We start from the raw sequence: 16,118 nt of genomic DNA on the forward strand, positions 1-16,118 counted from the left end.
TGATGTATTTTAAATGCATCTTATAAAAAATACCCCTGCGTTGTAAATGGTTCTTTGCAAGATGAAAAATATGCATCACAAACCTGAAAAGAAATCCGCTGGAAATGGCGAGAGCTTTATTCCTCAAACCCTTGCGTGGTGCGTAGGAAAACGTTTGCGTAAAATCGTTTGTCAAGACCTGTTATCACAGAACTAATCAGTTATACTGTTGCCCGTCGTCCAACAGGACTGCCTTTTCAGGCCAAAATTTACTTGTTAGCTGAGTCAGGAGATGCGGATGTTAAAGCGTGAAATGAACATTGCCGATTATGATGCCGAACTGTGGCAGGCTATGGAGCAGGAAAAAGTACGTCAGGAAGAGCACATCGAACTGATCGCCTCCGAAAACTACACCAGCCCGCGCGTCATGCAGGCGCAGGGTTCTCAGCTGACTAACAAATATGCTGAAGGTTACCCGGGCAAACGCTACTACGGCGGTTGCGAGTACGTTGATATCGTTGAGCAGCTGGCTATCGACCGTGCGAAAGAACTCTTTGGCGCTGACTACGCAAACGTGCAGCCGCACTCTGGCTCTCAGGCTAACTTCGCGGTCTACACCGCGCTGCTGCAGCCGGGCGATACCGTTCTGGGTATGAACCTGGCGCAGGGCGGCCACCTGACTCACGGCTCCCCGGTTAACTTCTCCGGCAAACTGTACAACATCATCCCTTACGGTATTGATGAGTCCGGCAAAATTGACTACGAAGACATGGCTAAGCAGGCTAAAGAGCACAAACCGAAGATGATCATCGGTGGCTTCTCTGCTTACTCCGGTATCGTTGACTGGGCAAAAATGCGTGAAATCGCAGACAGCATCGGTGCTTACCTGTTCGTCGACATGGCGCACGTTGCGGGCCTGATTGCCGCTGGCGTCTACCCGAACCCGGTTCCACACGCTCACGTTGTGACCACCACCACCCACAAAACCCTGGCGGGTCCACGCGGTGGCCTGATCCTGGCGAAAGGCGGTGACGAAGAGCTGTACAAAAAACTGAACTCCGCCGTGTTCCCAAGCGCGCAGGGCGGCCCGCTGATGCACGTTATTGCGGCGAAAGCGGTAGCGCTGAAAGAAGCGATGGAGCCAGAGTTCAAGGTTTATCAGCAGCAGGTTGCTAAGAACGCCAAAGCAATGGTGGAAGTGTTCCTGAACCGTGGCTACAAAGTGGTATCCGGCGGTACTGAAAACCACCTGTTCCTGCTGGATCTGGTTGATAAGAACCTGACCGGTAAAGAAGCTGACGCAGCCCTGGGCCGCGCCAACATCACCGTGAACAAAAACAGCGTGCCAAACGATCCGAAGAGCCCGTTCGTGACCTCCGGTATCCGTATCGGTTCTCCGGCCGTGACTCGCCGCGGCTTTAAAGAAGCGGAAGTAAAAGAGCTGGCTGGCTGGATGTGTGACGTTCTGGACAACATCAATGACGAAGCGGTAATCGAGCGCGTCAAAGGTAAAGTTCTGGATATCTGCGCACGCTTCCCGGTATACGCATAATTCCTCTGCTTTGCAGAAATAAAAAAGGCCGCGCTTGCGGCCTTTTTTTATGGCTTAACGCCGGTCAAGGGAAATCGCGCCCGGACCAACAATGGCCAGCAAAATAAAGGCACCGGCAATACTGATATTCTTGTAGAAGTTAATCATATTCGGCACGACCGCATCTCCGGTCATATCCCAGTAGTGGTGTCCAATCACCGCCGTTCCGAGGGTATAGAATACAAACAGTACCGCGAGAGGACGGGTGAAAAAGCCCAGGACGATCAGAATGGCGGCAGGCACTTCCATGACCACCGCAATAATGGCCGCCAGCATGGGCATCGGCGCGCCCAGCGAGGTCATATATTGTACGGTGCCGCTAAACCCCGTCAGTTTTGGATAACCAAAGATAATAAACAGCACGACAAGCGCGATGCGGCCAATCAGCAGCAGCAGGTGACGTGACTGACCGAAATCGAAATAACGTAGTGAGTTCATGGCAGAAAAACCTCTGCAAGTGGAGTAATTTAAACGTAATACATATTTTCATTCCCTGCCATAAGCCAGGCGACTGCACAAGATGTTAATTTTTCGTTAATTTATAGCAGGCTATCGACTTGCTTAATTTTTATATTCTCGCCAGACTATGGCCTCGATTTCGGGAGGGATTCATGGTCTTGCATTCCACGCGCTGGCTGGCGCTCAGTTATTTCACCTATTTCTTTAGCTACGGTATTTTTCTGCCCTTCTGGAGCGTCTGGCTCAAGGGTATCGGCTTGACCCCCGAGACCATCGGCGTCCTGCTGGGGGCCGGGCTGGTGGCGCGTTTCCTCGGCAGCCTGCTGATTGCCCCGCGCGTTAGCGATCCCTCTCTACTGATCAAGGCTGTGCGCATTCTGGCTCTGCTGACGCTGGTCTTTGTTGCCTGCTTCTGGGTCAGCCACCAGTTTGCCTGGCTGATGGTGGTGATGGTCGGCTTTAACCTGTTCTTCTCACCGCTGGTACCGCTGACGGATGCCCTTGCGAACACCTGGCAAAAGCAGATCACCATGGACTATGGCCGCGTGCGCCTGTGGGGCTCTATTGCCTTTGTGATTGGCTCCGCGCTGGTGGGTAAACTGGTCAGCCTTTACGATTACCACGCCATTCTCGCCCTGCTGAGTATCGGTATTGCCTCAATGCTGCTGGGCATGCTGCTGCGGCCGTCGATAATGCCGCAGGGGGAAAGCCGCCATCAGGAGAGCGCCGGCTGGCCCGCCTGGCGGAGCCTGGTAGCACAAAGCTGGCGTTTTCTGGCGTGTGTCTGTCTGCTTCAGGGGGCGCATGCGGCGTACTATGGGTTCAGCGCCATCTACTGGCAGGGGGCGGGATACTCTGCTTCCGCAGTGGGCTATCTGTGGTCGCTGGGCGTGGTGGCCGAAGTCATTATCTTCGCCCTGAGCAAGAAGCTATTCCGTCGCTTTGGCGCGCGTGACCTGCTGTTGCTTTCCGCCGTGTGCGGCGTGGCGCGCTGGGGCATTATGGGCTGGACGACCGATCTGCCGTGGCTGATAGTGGCGCAAATTCTTCACTGCGGCACCTTTACCGTATGTCATCTGGCGGCGATGCGCTATATCGCTGCGCGCGAGGGCGGGGACGTTATTCGCCTGCAGGCCGTCTATTCGGCGGTCGCAATGGGGGGCAGTATTGCGATCATGACGGTCTTTGCGGGGTTCCTCTACCAGCACCTGGGGCATGGCGTCTTCTGGGTGATGGCGCTTGTCGCCTTACCCGCTATCGTTGTTCGCCCTAAAGTGGCCGCTCGCGCGTCGCTATGATTCCAGCATGGCGCGAATATGTTCTTGCTGCTGCGTGTTCAATGTCTCAACGGCATGGATCAGCGGCGGCGAGAACAGCGGCAGGGCAGTAGGGTAGGGGGTGATAACCAGCGCGGCCTCGCGCGGTGCCCCCTCTTTCTGGAAAGCCTGCAGCGTCAGATAGCGAATGTTAAGCGGCAGCAGCGTCAGCTCGCGAAGCTGCTGTTCAATCAGATCCTCGCTGGCTTTATCGTCTCCCGTCAGCAGGATCACCTGTTTTTCATGCAGATCGGTCTCCTGCATCAGCCAGGCACCGAAAATCACCGCGACAAGGCTCATCTCTTCATCAGAAAAACGCAGCCCAAATTCCGCCTCCAGCTCAAACAGCGCTTCTTTCGTGGTGCGTAACAGCCGGGGATAGAGACGATGGATCTCCTCCGGCAGGCTCGTGTCGATGCCAATCTCAAACAGCGAGCGGTCCAGCGCCTGAGCAAGATGGATATAGAGCTGATCGGTCAGCCCTTGCTCGTCGCTGAAGTTCATCCCGGTCTGCGAGCGAAAACGGGCGACCATGCGCACGATGGCCCGGCGCAAGCGCTGATCCTGCTGGTGTTTGTCGAGCACCGGATCGGGCGTGCGGAGCATCATAAACAGCAGCGCCAGAAACAGCTGTTCATCCCCGTGTGCACCCTGTGGGACGCGCCGTCTCCAGTGACGCACGATCTCCTGGGCCGTAAAATACTCCCCTCTCGACTGGGTCCAGCTGCGCTGAACGTGAGAAAACTGTGGCGTGTTCCCGAGCTGGTGCTGAATAAGACAGTATTGTAAATAGAGCTGTAAAAACTGGACGTCGCGGCATTCAAACTGACGCTGGAGCTTGCGTGAGCAGAAGCCGATCAGCGCCCGCAGGTTCGCATCGTCGTAAAGCGGCCGCGCAATGCCGTGTTGTTTAAGCGCGGTTTTTAATGCAGGGGTAAACTGGTGCGAGACAAACTGCGGGCAAAGCCGCAGCGCCCGGCGCAGCCAGTGCAGCAGGCATAAACGCTGATTCAGGGCCGAGCCTTCAATCCGGTAGCAGCCGTCGTGGTGCGTGACGATATCCAGCCGGTGATAGCGCTGGATTTCATCGCGCGTCTCGGCTATATCTTGCCGTGCCATCGCGTCGTCCACCCCGTTGGCAGCAATGATGCTCTGTGCGGTGACGGCAGCATCGGGCAGGTAAAGCATCAAAAGCACCTGGCAGCGGCGCTGCGAACTGGAAAGCACAGATGGAATTTCAAGCGTCGTCATCATCTGTCGGGTATCCAGTGTGAATGTTTGATAAGAATAGCTAAAGGATGAGCGCTGAAAAGCGCGCCGGCAGGCCTTTCACTCAGGATTGCTGGGGAACATCACAGAATTTTTGACGTGAGGAATTGATGCAAACAGTTAAACAAAGTGCGATGGCGTTATTTTTGGCGGCGATCGGCTTCACCGCCAGCGCACACCCTCACAGTTTTATTGACCTTCAAACCGAGCTGGTCACCGACGGCACGCAGCTGAGCGGCCTGAAGATGCGCTGGACGATGGATGAAATCACCTCGGCCGATCTGCTCTACGATGCGGGAAACGCGAAGCCCGGTGACGAAATCTGGAAAAAGCTGGCGGCGGAAGTGATGGCCAACGTGCTCGGCCAGCACTACTTCACGGAATTCTGGCACAACGGGCAGAACGTCAAATTTCTTAACCGGCCAACGGAATACGGTATGACGCGTGACGGGCATCAGGCGGTGCTGACGTTCGTGCTTCCTCTGGCACATCCGCAGCCGCTGGCGGGGCAAACGTACCGCTTTTCCACCTTTGACCCAACCTACTATGTCGACATGCGCTATGACAAAGACAGCGACGTACGGCTGCCGGACGCTCTGCAAAAAAACTGTAAAATTGGCGTGCACACCCCGAAACCCAGCGAAGAGACGCTGAACTTTGCGGTCTCGCTTGATAAAGAAGATGCACCGCCTGAGGACATGGAGTTGGGTAAACAGTTCGCGCAGGAGGTGACGTTACAATGTCAGTGATCTCCTCTCCGGTTCGGAAACCGCGCCGCTGGCTTCAACTTTGGCCGCTGGCGATATTTTTGCTGTTCGCCTTTTGCGGTTCGCTGTGGCTGTGGCAGGCCTGGCCGCAGGTCATGATGAAAAGCATTGTCTGGCAGCGTGAGGTCAACCAGCAGATGAGCGGTCTGCTGAAGGCGGTGGCGGAGAACCCGACCAAAGCGGGTGGCTCCCTGCTGGCGTTCAGTTTTATCTATGGCGTTCTGCACGCGCTGGGGCCGGGGCACGGCAAAATCGTGATAACGACCTGGCTTGCCACACATCCGTCGAAGCTGAAATCGAGTATTGGCCTGACGCTGGCCTCCTCACTGCTTCAGGGCGGCGTGGCGATTGCGCTCGTCGTGGTCGTCCTTTCACTGTTACAGCTTCCCGCACGCCAGTTGCACATGAGCAGCTTCTGGCTGGAGAAGGGGAGCTACGCGCTGGTGGGCGTGCTGGGGCTGATCCTCTGCTGGCGGGCGCTGAAAAAGCTGCGCGTGCTGCTGCAAAAACCGAAATTCAAAACCTTTACGCCGCACCACGTTCATGATGAAAGCTGCGGCTGCGGGCATCAGCATTTGCCCACGCAGGAACAGTTGCAGAACGGCGACGACTGGCGCGCGCGGCTGATGATTGTTCTCTCGATGGGCATGCGCCCGTGTTCGGGTGCCATCATGGTGCTGCTGTTCAGTAAGGTAATTGGCGTATTCGGCTGGGGAATGCTCTCCGCGCTGGCGATGGCGGCAGGAACGTCTCTCACCATTTCGTCGTTAGCGCTGCTGGTACACAGCTTCCGTCAGCTGGCGGTCAAACTCAGCGGCAATAAAACGCCGGTATTGTGGCGACAGGTAGGGTGGACAACGCTTGCGCTGGCGGGCGGGGTGATTCTGCTGGTAGCGGCGGTGACGATGTGGATGAGCGCGGTGCCGATGGGAAGGGGATTGCGGCCTTTCTAACGTACTGAGCGATTTTGTAGGCCCGGTAAGCGTAGCGCCACCGGGCTTAACAAACTGGATTAACGCTTCAGCGCATCGCTCAGTTCATCACGCATGTTTGCCAGCATGGCTTTAACAACGCGTGGGTTACCTGCAACGATGTTGCCAGTGGTCATGTAGTTGTGGCCGCCGGTGAAGTCGCAAACAATCGCGCCAGCTTCACGTGCGATCAGCTCGCCCGCAGCAAAGTCCCACGGCTTCAGTGACAGCTCGAAGTAACCGTCAACGCGGCCGGTCGCCACGTAGGCCAGATCCAGCGCAGCAGAACCGGTGCGACGGAAGTCCGCGCATTCGGTGAACAGTTTGCCCAGGATATTCATATAGGTGGTCGCGTGCTGTTTCGCCTTGAAGGGGAAACCGGTCGCCAGGATGGTGCCGTCCAGATCGCGTGCGTTGCTGCAGCGCAGACGGTAGCCGTTCAGCTGTGCGCCCTGGCCGCGGGTAGCGGTGAACAGTTCGTTACGCATTGGATCGTAAACAACGGCGACTTCAGTACGGCCTTTAATGCGTACTGCGATAGACACAGAGAAGTGTGGCAGGCGTTTGACGAAGTTGGTGGTGCCATCCAGTGGATCGATAACCCATTGAACATCCTGATCGGTACCTTCATGTTCACCGCTTTCTTCGGTGATGATGGTGTGCTGCGGGTAAGATTTGCGGATTGTTTCGATAATAATCGCTTCTGCGGCTTTATCGACGTTAGTCACGAAATCATTGCTGCCTTTCTGGCTGGTTTCTACGGAGTCTGGCGTTTCGTAGTGTTTGGCAATTACATTACCCGCCTTGCGCGCTGCGCGCACGGCGATGGTCAGCATCGGATGCATCGGTCTCTCTCACTGGATGTTAAAGAACAGGAAAATCGGCGCAGAGTATAGCAGTGGGATCGGATTATGTCTCCCGTTTATGATAATATGCCGGAATATTCTTCAGACGCTGAATTCAGACATTAAAAATTATGCTGCAAAACATTCGAATCGTGCTGGTCGAAACCTCGCACACCGGCAACATGGGCTCCGTTGCCCGCGCTATGAAAACCATGGGATTAACAAACCTGTGGCTGGTTAATCCGCTGGTGAAACCAGACTCGCAGGCCATCGCCCTGGCAGCCGGTGCCAGCGACGTGATCGGCAACGCCCAGATCGTCGATACCCTTGACGAAGCGCTAGCCGGTTGCAGCCTCGTTGTCGGCACGAGCGCGCGTTCACGCACGCTGCCGTGGCCGATGCTGGATCCGCGCGAATGCGGCCTGAAAAGCGTCTCAGAAGCGGAGCAGGCCCCGGTTGCGCTGGTGTTTGGCCGCGAGCGCGTTGGCCTGACCAACGACGAGCTGCAGAAGTGCCACTATCACGTTGCCATCGCGGCGAACCCGGAATACAGCTCGCTAAACCTGGCGATGGCGGTGCAGGTTATCGCCTATGAAGTGCGCATGGCCTGGCTGGCGACGCAGGAGAAACCGGTCGAACCGAAAGAAGAGACGGCCTACCCGCTTGTGGATGACCTTGAGCGCTTCTACGGTCACCTGGAGCAGACGCTGCTCTCAACCGGCTTTATCCGTGAAGGTCACCCGGGCCAGGTAATGAACAAGCTGCGCCGTATGTTTACCCGTGCGCGCCCGGAAAGCCAGGAGCTGAACATCCTGCGCGGAATTCTGGCGTCGATTGAGCAGAAGAATAAGGAATAGTGCCGGTTTGTTTTCTCCCTCTCCCCGTGGGAGAGGGCCGGGGTGAGGGCATCAGGCCGCACCCAGGTAAAACGGCACGGAAGGTTAAATACCTGACTAAAACAGTCAAGTAAATAGTTGACCATTTTAGTCAGGAATGTCAGACTTGGCCCTGCTATGCAATACCCCATTTTACTATAAAAAACCCCGGGCAGGGGCGAGTTTGAGGTTAAGTAAGACATGAGACTGACATCTAAAGGGCGTTATGCCGTGACCGCGATGCTGGACGTTGCGCTCAACTCCGAAGCGGGCCCGGTTCCGTTGGCTGATATTTCTGAACGACAAGGGATCTCCCTCTCTTATCTGGAACAGCTGTTCTCCAGACTGCGTAAAAATGGACTGGTTTCCAGCGTTCGTGGCCCAGGCGGCGGTTATCTGCTGGGTAAAGACGCGGGCAGTATTGCAGTTGGTGAAGTGATTAGCGCAGTTGACGAATCCGTTGACGCGACCCGTTGCCAGGGGAAAGGCGGCTGCCAGGGCGGCGACAAATGCCTGACCCACGCGCTGTGGCGCGATCTGAGCGACCGTCTCACCGGCTTCCTGAACAACATCACCCTGGGTGAACTGGTCAATAACCAGGAAGTTCTGGATGTCTCTGGTCGTCAGCACGGTCAGGATTCCCAACGCAGCACCCGCGCGCAGGACGCTATCGACGTCAAACTGCGCGCGTAATAAAACGATAAAGATTTCAGAATCAGGCCGGGGCGGTCACGCCCCGTGTACTCGGTCGTACATCCAGCCGGTTGCCTGATTCCTTGCATTGAAGCGATGTACGGAGTTTAAAGAGCAATGAAATTACCGATTTATCTCGATTACTCCGCAACCACGCCGGTGGACCCGCGTGTTGCCGAGAAAATGATGCAGTGTCTGACCCTGGACGGAAACTTTGGTAACCCAGCTTCCCGTTCACACCGTTTTGGCTGGCATGCTGAAGAGGCGGTTGATATCGCCCGTAATCAGATAGCTGACCTGGTGGGTGCCGACCCGCGTGAGATTGTTTTCACCTCCGGTGCGACCGAATCCGACAACCTGGCGATCAAAGGTGCAGCCAACTTTTATCAGAAAAAAGGCAAGCACATTATCACCAGCAAAACCGAACACAAAGCCGTGCTGGATACCTGCCGCCAGCTGGAGCGTGAAGGGTACGAAGTGACTTACCTGGCGCCACAGAGCAACGGTATTATTGACCTCAAAGAGCTCGAAGCGGCCATGCGTGATGACACCATTCTGGTTTCCATCATGCACGTCAACAACGAAATAGGCGTAGTACAGGACATCGCGACCATCGGCGAAATGTGCCGCGCGCGCGGTATCATCTACCACGTGGACGCGACCCAGAGCGTGGGCAAACTGCCTATCGACCTGAGCCAGCTGAAAGTAGACCTGATGTCCTTCTCCGGCCACAAAATCTATGGCCCGAAAGGGATCGGCGCGCTGTACGTTCGTCGTAAGCCACGTATCCGCATCGAAGCACAGATGCACGGCGGCGGTCACGAGCGCGGCATGCGTTCCGGCACGCTGCCTGTTCACCAGATCGTGGGCATGGGCGAAGCGTACCGTATTGCAAAAGAAGAGATGGAAACCGAGATGGCGCGCCTGCGCACGCTGCGTAACCGTCTGTGGGACGGCGTGAAAGATATGGAAGAAGTGTATCTGAACGGCGATCTTGAGCAGGGCGCACCCAACATCCTCAACGTGAGCTTCAACTATGTTGAAGGCGAATCGCTGATCATGGCGCTGAAAGACCTGGCGGTTTCTTCCGGTTCTGCCTGTACGTCTGCAAGCCTGGAGCCATCCTACGTGCTGCGCGCGCTGGGTATGACCGACGAGCTGGCACACAGCTCTATCCGTTTCTCTTTAGGTCGTTTCACTACCGAAGAAGAGATTGACTACACCATCAAGCTGGTTCGCAACTCCATTGGCCGTCTGCGCGACCTTTCTCCACTGTGGGAAATGTTCAAGCAGGGCGTGGATCTGAACAGCATTGAATGGTCACATCACTAATCGGTACATAAGGAGAATTCAATCATGGCATACAGCGAAAAAGTCATCGATCATTACGAGAACCCGCGCAACGTTGGCTCTTTTGACAACAGCGACGAATCTGTCGGTAGCGGCATGGTTGGCGCACCGGCGTGTGGCGACGTGATGAAGTTGCAGATTAAAGTCAACAATGAAGGTATCATTGAAGACGCGCGCTTCAAGACCTACGGCTGCGGTTCTGCTATCGCGTCCAGCTCCCTGGTCACCGAATGGGTGAAGGGCAAGTCTCTGGACGAAGCACAGGCGATTAAGAACACGGACATTGCTGAAGAACTCGAACTGCCACCGGTGAAAATTCACTGTTCAATTCTGGCAGAAGACGCGATCAAAGCCGCCATTGCGGATTACAAAAGCAAACGTGAAGCAAAATAATTGAGGTTTGAGTATGTCGATTACCCTTAGCGACAGCGCTGCCGCGCGAGTAAGCTCTTTTCTGGCGAACCGTGGTAAAGGCTTTGGCCTGCGACTGGGCGTACGTACCTCCGGCTGTTCTGGTATGGCTTACGTACTGGAGTTTGTTGATGAACCGGCGTCTGACGACACCGTGTTTGAAGACAAGGGCGTGAAGGTGGTGGTCGATGGCAAAAGCCTGCAATTCCTCAACGGCACTCAGCTGGACTTCGTTAAAGAAGGCCTGAACGAAGGGTTCAAATTCACGAACCCGAACGTCAAAGACGAGTGTGGTTGCGGCGAAAGCTTCCACGTTTAACCGCGCGTCATCCGAAACCCCACCGTGGCGTACCTGCTGCGCGTGGGGTTTGTTCTAACAGGCTACCCCTGAGATTGTTATGGATTACTTCACTCTCTTCGGACTACCCGCTCAATACCCGATTGATCTCCAGGCGCTGACGATCCGCTTTCAGGATCTGCAGCGTCAGTATCATCCGGATAAATTCGCCAGTGGTACTCAGTCAGAGCAACTGGCTGCGGTCTCGCACTCTGCGACCATCAACCAGGCCTGGCAGACGCTGCGCCATCCGCTGAGCCGTGCAGAATATCTGCTCTCGCTCCACGGTTTCGACCTGGCGAGCGAACAGCATACCGTGCGCGACACCGCGTTTCTGATGGAACAGCTGGAGCTTCGCGAAGAGCTGGATGAGATTGAACAGGCCAAAGACGAAGCGCGTCTGGAAAGCTTCATCACGCGCGTGAAGGGCATGTTCGATACCCGCCATCAGCAGATGGTGGAGCAACTGAACAACGAGACCTGGGACGTGGCGGCAGATACTGTGCGCAAACTCCGTTTTCTCGATAAACTGCGAAGCAGTGCTGAACAACTCGAAGAAAAGCTGCTCGATTTTTAATTTCGGAAGCAATTATGGCCTTATTACAAATTAGTGAGCCTGGCTTAAGTGCCGCACCGCACCAGCGTCGTCTGGCGGTGGGTATTGACTTGGGCACCACCAATTCCCTCGTGGCGACCGTGCGCAGCGGCCAGGCGGAAACGCTGGCCGACGAGCAGGGCCGCCATCTGCTGCCTTCCGTGGTCCACTACCAGCAGCAGGGTCACGCGGTCGGCTATGACGCCCGCGCCAACGCCGCGCGCGATCCGGCCAACACCATCAGCTCCGTAAAGCGCATGATGGGCCGCTCGCTGACCGATATTCAGACCCGCTACCCGCATCTGCCGTATCAGCTCCAGGCCAGTGAAAACGGCCTGCCGATGATCGCGACCGCGGCCGGTCTGCTGAACCCGATTCGAGTTTCCTCCGACATCCTCAAAGCGCTGGCGGCGCGCGCTACGGCGACGCTCGGCGGCGATTTAGACGGCGTGGTGATCACCGTTCCGGCCTATTTTGACGATGCACAGCGTCAGGGCACCAAAGACGCCGCGCGTCTGGCGGGCCTGCACGTGCTGCGCCTGCTGAACGAACCGACGGCGGCGGCGATTGCCTACGGCCTCGACTCCGGTCAGGAAGGGGTCATTGCGGTTTACGATCTCGGCGGCGGTACCTTTGATATCTCGATCCTGCGCTTAAGCCGCGGGGTGTTTGAAGTGCTGGCGACCGGCGGGGATTCCGCGCTGGGCGGCGATGACTTCGACCATCTGCTGGCTGACTACATTCGCGAGCAGGCGGGCATCAGCGATCGCAGCGATGCGCGCGTGCAGCGTGAGCTGCTGGATGCGGCCATCGACGCCAAAATCGCCCTGAGCGATGCGCAGACGGTTACCGTCAATGTTGCTGGCTGGCAGGGTGACATCACCCGCGACCAGTTCAACGATCTGATTGCCCCGCTGGTGAAACGCACCCTGCTGGCCTGCCGTCGCGCGTTGAAAGATGCGGGCGTTGAGGCGAGCGAGGTGCTGGAAGCGGTCATGGTGGGCGGCTCGACCCGCGTGCCGCTGGTGCGCGAGCGCGTGGGCGAATTCTTTGGCCGCACGCCGCTGACCTCCATCGATCCGGATAAAGTGGTTGCCGTGGGCGCTGCAATCCAGGCCGATATTCTGGTCGGCAACAAGCCGGACAGCGAAATGCTGCTGCTGGACGTCATCCCGCTGTCGCTGGGGTTAGAAACCATGGGCGGCCTGGTGGAGAAAGTGATCCCGCGTAACACCACCATTCCGGTGGCGCGCGCGCAGGAGTTCACCACCTTCAAAGACGGCCAGACCGCGATGTCCATCCACGTGATGCAGGGCGAACGCGAGCTGGTGCAGGACTGCCGCTCTCTGGCGCGCTTTGCGCTGCGCGGTATCCCGGCGCTGCCTGCGGGCGGGGCGCATATTCGCGTCACCTTCCAGGTGGATGCGGACGGCCTGCTGAGCGTGACGGCGATGGAAAAATCCACCGGCGTGGAGTCGTCCATCCAGGTGAAGCCGTCCTACGGCCTGACCGATGGCGAAATCGCCTCCATGATTCAGGACTCAATGAGCTACGCCGAGCAGGATGTGAAGGCGCGTATGCTGGCTGAACAAAAAGTTGAAGCCGCCCGCGTGCTGGAAAGCCTGAACGGCGCGCTTGCTGCCGATGCCGCGCTGTTAAGCGCCGCTGAGCGCCAGGTGATTGACGATGCTGCCGCGCACTTAAGCGCTGTCGCAGTAGGCGATGACGCTGATGCAATAGAAGAAGCCATTAAAAACGTTGATAAACAAACCCAGGACTTTGCTGCTCGCCGCATGGACAAATCTGTCCGCGTCGCGCTGAAAGGCCAGTCCGTGGACGAGGTTTAATATGCCAAAGATTGTAATTTTGCCTCATGCGGACCTCTGTCCGGATGGCGCTGTTCTGGAAGCTAAGACCGGTGAAACCATTCTCGATGTTGCCCTGCGTGCAGGTATCGAAGTGGAACACGCCTGTGAAAAATCCTGTGCCTGCACCACCTGCCACTGCATCGTGCGTGAAGGATTCGACTCTCTCGCCGAGAGCACCGAAGACGAAGACGACATGCTGGATAAAGCATGGGGTCTGGAGCCAGACAGCCGCCTGAGCTGCCAGGCCGCGGTGACCGATGAAGATCTGGTCGTGGAATTCCCACGCTACACCATCAACCACGCACGCGAGCATTGATATGGGACTGAAGTGGACAGACAGCCGTGAAATCGGCGAAGCGCTCTACGACGCGAACCCGGATCTCGATCCGAAGACCGTACGATTCACCGACATGCACCAGTGGATCTGCGATTTAGAGGATTTCGACGACGATCCAAACGCATCCAATGAAAAAATTCTGGAGGCGATTCTGTTAGTCTGGTTAGATGAAGCAGAATAAATAACATAACGGGCTGCCTTCAGGCGGCCCGTTTGCTAGTTGCTAATAAGGAAAAATAAAATGACCGAAGCGATGAAGATTACGCTCTCGAATCAGCCTGCCGACGCGCGCTGGGGCGAGAAAGCCACCTACAGCATTAATAACGACGGCATTACCCTGCACCTGACGGGCAAAGATGATACCGGCCTGATCCAGCGCGCCGCCCGCAAAATTGACGGCCTGGGCATTAAGCATGTCTCCCTGGCTGGCGAAGGCTGGGACACCGACCGCAGTTGGGCATTCTGGGCAGGCTACAAAGGCCCGAAAGGCACCCGCAAAATCGAGTGGGCCAACCTTGATGAAGCCGGCCAGAAAGAGCTGGAAAGCCGCCTGCAAATCATCGACTGGGTGCGCGACACCATCAACGCCCCGGCGGAAGAGCTCGGTCCGGAGCAGCTGGCGCAGCGCGCAGTTGACCTGCTGTGCGGCGTGGCGGGCGAGAAAATGTCCTACCGCATCACCAAAGGTGAAGACCTGCGCGAGCAGAACTACATGGGCATCCACACCGTGGGCCGTGGTTCTGAGCGTCCTCCGGTCCTGCTGGCGCTGGATTACAACCCAACCGGCGATAAAGCAGCGCCGGTCTTTGCCTGCCTGGTCGGTAAAGGCATCACCTTCGACACCGGCGGCTACAGCCTGAAGCAGAGCGCGTTCATGGACTCCATGAAGTCCGACATGGGCGGCGCGGCAACCATCACCGGCGCGCTGGCGTTCGCCATCACCCGCGGCCTGAACAAGCGCGTGAAGCTGTACCTGTGCTGCGCGGATAACATGGTGAGCGGTAACGCCTTCAAGCTGGGCGACATCATTCGCTACCGCAACGGCAAAAACGTCGAAGTGATGAACACCGACGCCGAAGGCCGTCTGGTGCTGGCCGATGGCCTGATCGACGCCTCTGCCCAGAAGCCGGAGCTGATTATCGACATGGCGACCCTGACCGGCGCGGCAAAAACCGCCCTGGGTAACGACTACCATGCGCTGTTCAGCTTCGACGACAAGCTGGCCGCTCGCCTGCTGGCAAGCGCCGCTGCGGAAAACGAGCCGTTCTGGCGTCTGCCGCTGGCCGAGTTCCACCGCAGCCAGCTGCCGTCCAACTTTGCCGAGCTGAACAACACCGCGAGCGCGGCTTACCCGGCGGGGGCAAGCACCGCAGCAGGCTTCCTGTCCCACTTCGTTGAGAATTATCACGAAGGCTGGCTGCACATCGACTGCTCCGCAACGTACCGTAAAGCGGCGGTTGAGCAGTGGTCCGCGGGCGCGACCGGTCTGGGCGTGCGTACCGTGGCGAACCTGCTTACGGCGGAGTAATCGTCATTGCCCGGCGGCGCTGCGCTTGCGCTGGCCTACGGAGTGATCGTATTGCCCGGCGGCGCTGCGCTTGCACGGGCCTACGGTTTTGTAGGCCGGGTAAGCGAAGCGCCACCCGGCGTTTTTAGAAGTAGCGAAACTATGTCCGAAACCAAAAACGAATTAGAAACCCTGCTGGAGCAGGCGGCGACCGAGCCCGCCCACCGTCCGGCATTTTTCCGCACGCTGCTGGAGTCCACCGTCTGGGTGCCGGGCACCGCGGCGGAAGGTGAGCAGGTTGTCGAAGACAGCGCGCTGGATCTGCTGCACTGGGAGAAAGACGACGGCACTTCGGTGATCCCGTTCTTCACCTCGCTGGAAGCCCTGCAGAAAGCGGTAGAAGACGAACAGGCGTTCGTGGTGATGCCGGTGCGTACCCTGTTTGAAATGACGCTGGGCCAGACGCTGTTCCTCAACGCTAAATTGCCGACCGGGAAAGAGTTCACGCCGCGCGAAATCAGCCACCTGATAGGTGAAGAGGGCAACCCGCTCAGCACCCAGGAAGTGCTGGAAGGGGGCGAAACGCTGCTGCTGTCTGAAGTGGCCGAGCCGCCCGCGCAGATGATTGACTCCCTGACCACGTTGTTTAAAACCATCAAGCCGGTGAGACGTGCGTTTCTCTGCTCCATTAAAGAGCGCGCGGACGAACATCCGATACTGCTGATTGGTATTGAGGCGGACGGCGATATCGACGAGATCATTCAGGCGGCGGGAAGCGTGGCGACCGACACGCTGCCGGGAGATGAACCGATTGATATCTGCCAGGTGAAAAACGGTGAGAAGGGCATCAGCCACTTTATTACCGAGCACATCACGCCGTTCTACGAACGTCGCTGGGGCGGCTTCCTGCGCGATCTCAAAACTAACCGCATCATCTGATTACGGCGG

Annotated in this window: 18 protein-coding genes; 15 read left to right on the forward strand and 3 right to left on the reverse strand. The window is 57.2% G+C overall.

Annotated elements, in window-relative coordinates; all coding sequences use genetic code 11:
• The first annotated feature begins 277 nt into the window (after positions 1 to 277).
• Complete coding sequence (glyA, locus tag V4835_RS06395; protein WP_008502165.1) at positions 278 to 1,531, forward strand: serine hydroxymethyltransferase; 1,254 nt, start codon at positions 278 to 280, stop codon at positions 1,529 to 1,531.
• A gap of 54 nt (positions 1,532 to 1,585) precedes the next feature.
• On the opposite strand, the gene V4835_RS06400 is transcribed toward glyA, so the two are convergent.
• Positions 1,586 to 2,008: a DoxX family protein gene (locus V4835_RS06400; protein WP_063143407.1), complete on the reverse strand. Its 423-nt coding sequence runs from the start codon at positions 2,006 to 2,008 to the stop codon at positions 1,586 to 1,588.
• Positions 2,009 to 2,181: 173 nt separating this feature from the next.
• Between V4835_RS06400 and V4835_RS06405 the strand changes: the two genes are divergently transcribed.
• Positions 2,182 to 3,327, forward strand: coding sequence for a 3-phenylpropionate MFS transporter (locus tag V4835_RS06405; protein WP_331411568.1), 1,146 nt, complete (start codon positions 2,182 to 2,184; stop codon positions 3,325 to 3,327).
• On the opposite strand, the gene csiE is transcribed toward V4835_RS06405, so the two are convergent.
• Complete coding sequence (gene csiE, locus V4835_RS06410) at positions 3,322 to 4,599, reverse strand: stationary phase inducible protein CsiE (protein ID WP_331411570.1); 1,278 nt, start codon at positions 4,597 to 4,599, stop codon at positions 3,322 to 3,324. The genes V4835_RS06405 and csiE overlap by 6 nt on opposite strands.
• 125 nt (positions 4,600 to 4,724) lie before the next feature.
• On the opposite strand from csiE, the gene V4835_RS06415 reads away from it, so the two are divergent.
• Complete coding sequence (locus tag V4835_RS06415; protein ID WP_331411572.1) at positions 4,725 to 5,363, forward strand: DUF1007 family protein; 639 nt, start codon at positions 4,725 to 4,727, stop codon at positions 5,361 to 5,363.
• Entirely contained in the window at positions 5,354 to 6,334 is a 981-nt protein-coding gene (locus V4835_RS06420; RefSeq protein ID WP_331411574.1) for a nickel/cobalt transporter, read from the forward strand. The genes V4835_RS06415 and V4835_RS06420 overlap by 10 nt, the downstream gene beginning before the upstream one ends.
• A 59-nt stretch (positions 6,335 to 6,393) precedes the next feature.
• On the opposite strand, the gene suhB is transcribed toward V4835_RS06420, so the two are convergent.
• Positions 6,394 to 7,197, reverse strand: coding sequence for an inositol-1-monophosphatase (suhB, locus tag V4835_RS06425; protein ID WP_028014077.1), 804 nt, complete (start codon positions 7,195 to 7,197; stop codon positions 6,394 to 6,396).
• Between the two features lie 131 nt (positions 7,198 to 7,328).
• Between suhB and trmJ the strand changes: the two genes are divergently transcribed.
• The 11 genes from trmJ (at position 7,329) to sseB (ending at position 16,109) form a co-directional block, all read left to right on the forward strand.
• Entirely contained in the window at positions 7,329 to 8,054 is a 726-nt protein-coding gene (gene trmJ, locus V4835_RS06430; protein ID WP_023333041.1) for a tRNA (cytosine(32)/uridine(32)-2'-O)-methyltransferase TrmJ, read from the forward strand.
• Between the two features lie 219 nt (positions 8,055 to 8,273).
• Positions 8,274 to 8,765 carry a Fe-S cluster assembly transcriptional regulator IscR gene (gene iscR / locus V4835_RS06435; RefSeq protein WP_023308826.1) on the forward strand — a complete coding sequence of 164 codons (492 nt, stop codon included), beginning with the start codon at positions 8,274 to 8,276 and terminating at the stop codon, positions 8,763 to 8,765.
• Positions 8,766 to 8,882: 117 nt separating this feature from the next.
• Entirely contained in the window at positions 8,883 to 10,097 is a 1,215-nt protein-coding gene (gene iscS / locus V4835_RS06440) for a cysteine desulfurase (protein WP_008502157.1), read from the forward strand.
• 24 nt (positions 10,098 to 10,121) lie between these two features.
• Positions 10,122 to 10,508, forward strand: coding sequence for a Fe-S cluster assembly scaffold IscU (gene iscU, locus V4835_RS06445; RefSeq protein WP_003860661.1), 387 nt, complete (start codon positions 10,122 to 10,124; stop codon positions 10,506 to 10,508).
• 13 nt (positions 10,509 to 10,521) lie between these two features.
• Complete coding sequence (gene iscA / locus V4835_RS06450) at positions 10,522 to 10,845, forward strand: iron-sulfur cluster assembly protein IscA (RefSeq protein WP_003860659.1); 324 nt, start codon at positions 10,522 to 10,524, stop codon at positions 10,843 to 10,845.
• A gap of 79 nt (positions 10,846 to 10,924) precedes the next feature.
• Entirely contained in the window at positions 10,925 to 11,440 is a 516-nt protein-coding gene (hscB, locus tag V4835_RS06455; protein WP_121425141.1) for a co-chaperone HscB, read from the forward strand.
• 14 nt (positions 11,441 to 11,454) lie between these two features.
• Positions 11,455 to 13,305: a Fe-S protein assembly chaperone HscA gene (gene hscA, locus V4835_RS06460; protein ID WP_331411579.1), complete on the forward strand. Its 1,851-nt coding sequence runs from the start codon at positions 11,455 to 11,457 to the stop codon at positions 13,303 to 13,305.
• A 1-nt stretch (position 13,306) separates the two neighbouring features.
• Positions 13,307 to 13,642 carry an ISC system 2Fe-2S type ferredoxin gene (gene fdx, locus V4835_RS06465; protein ID WP_003860652.1) on the forward strand — a complete coding sequence of 112 codons (336 nt, stop codon included), beginning with the start codon at positions 13,307 to 13,309 and terminating at the stop codon, positions 13,640 to 13,642.
• Position 13,643: 1 nt separating this feature from the next.
• Complete coding sequence (iscX, locus tag V4835_RS06470; RefSeq protein WP_003860650.1) at positions 13,644 to 13,844, forward strand: Fe-S cluster assembly protein IscX; 201 nt, start codon at positions 13,644 to 13,646, stop codon at positions 13,842 to 13,844.
• Positions 13,845 to 13,904: 60 nt separating this feature from the next.
• Positions 13,905 to 15,191, forward strand: coding sequence for an aminopeptidase PepB (gene pepB / locus V4835_RS06475; protein ID WP_331411581.1), 1,287 nt, complete (start codon positions 13,905 to 13,907; stop codon positions 15,189 to 15,191).
• A gap of 141 nt (positions 15,192 to 15,332) precedes the next feature.
• Positions 15,333 to 16,109 carry an enhanced serine sensitivity protein SseB gene (gene sseB / locus V4835_RS06480; RefSeq protein WP_331411583.1) on the forward strand — a complete coding sequence of 259 codons (777 nt, stop codon included), beginning with the start codon at positions 15,333 to 15,335 and terminating at the stop codon, positions 16,107 to 16,109.
• Positions 16,110 to 16,118: the final 9 nt, after the last annotated feature.

It is taken from the genome of Enterobacter cloacae complex sp. CARB60 (assembly GCF_036487345.1).
GTDB lineage: Bacteria > Pseudomonadota > Gammaproteobacteria > Enterobacterales > Enterobacteriaceae > Enterobacter > Enterobacter asburiae_D.

What these genes read in the sequence shown, in the direction of transcription:
- hscB (WP_121425141.1), top strand. Translation starts at nt 10,925, where the DNA reads ATGGATTACTTCACTCTCTTCGGACTACCCGCTCAATACCCGATTGAT.
- V4835_RS06415 (WP_331411572.1), top strand. Translation starts at nt 4,725, where the DNA reads ATGCAAACAGTTAAACAAAGTGCGATGGCGTTATTTTTGGCGGCGATC.
- hscA (WP_331411579.1), top strand. Translation starts at nt 11,455, where the DNA reads ATGGCCTTATTACAAATTAGTGAGCCTGGCTTAAGTGCCGCACCGCAC.
- fdx (WP_003860652.1), top strand. Translation starts at nt 13,307, where the DNA reads ATGCCAAAGATTGTAATTTTGCCTCATGCGGACCTCTGTCCGGATGGC.
- V4835_RS06405 (WP_331411568.1), top strand. Translation starts at nt 2,182, where the DNA reads ATGGTCTTGCATTCCACGCGCTGGCTGGCGCTCAGTTATTTCACCTAT.
- iscU (WP_003860661.1), top strand. Translation starts at nt 10,122, where the DNA reads ATGGCATACAGCGAAAAAGTCATCGATCATTACGAGAACCCGCGCAAC.
- iscX (WP_003860650.1), top strand. Translation starts at nt 13,644, where the DNA reads ATGGGACTGAAGTGGACAGACAGCCGTGAAATCGGCGAAGCGCTCTAC.
- suhB (WP_028014077.1), bottom strand. Translation starts at nt 7,197, where the DNA reads ATGCATCCGATGCTGACCATCGCCGTGCGCGCAGCGCGCAAGGCGGGT.
- V4835_RS06400 (WP_063143407.1), bottom strand. Translation starts at nt 2,008, where the DNA reads ATGAACTCACTACGTTATTTCGATTTCGGTCAGTCACGTCACCTGCTG.
- iscS (WP_008502157.1), top strand. Translation starts at nt 8,883, where the DNA reads ATGAAATTACCGATTTATCTCGATTACTCCGCAACCACGCCGGTGGAC.
- iscR (WP_023308826.1), top strand. Translation starts at nt 8,274, where the DNA reads ATGAGACTGACATCTAAAGGGCGTTATGCCGTGACCGCGATGCTGGAC.
- sseB (WP_331411583.1), top strand. Translation starts at nt 15,333, where the DNA reads ATGTCCGAAACCAAAAACGAATTAGAAACCCTGCTGGAGCAGGCGGCG.
- trmJ (WP_023333041.1), top strand. Translation starts at nt 7,329, where the DNA reads ATGCTGCAAAACATTCGAATCGTGCTGGTCGAAACCTCGCACACCGGC.
- pepB (WP_331411581.1), top strand. Translation starts at nt 13,905, where the DNA reads ATGACCGAAGCGATGAAGATTACGCTCTCGAATCAGCCTGCCGACGCG.
- csiE (WP_331411570.1), bottom strand. Translation starts at nt 4,599, where the DNA reads ATGATGACGACGCTTGAAATTCCATCTGTGCTTTCCAGTTCGCAGCGC.
- iscA (WP_003860659.1), top strand. Translation starts at nt 10,522, where the DNA reads ATGTCGATTACCCTTAGCGACAGCGCTGCCGCGCGAGTAAGCTCTTTT.
- V4835_RS06420 (WP_331411574.1), top strand. Translation starts at nt 5,354, where the DNA reads ATGTCAGTGATCTCCTCTCCGGTTCGGAAACCGCGCCGCTGGCTTCAA.
- glyA (WP_008502165.1), top strand. Translation starts at nt 278, where the DNA reads ATGTTAAAGCGTGAAATGAACATTGCCGATTATGATGCCGAACTGTGG.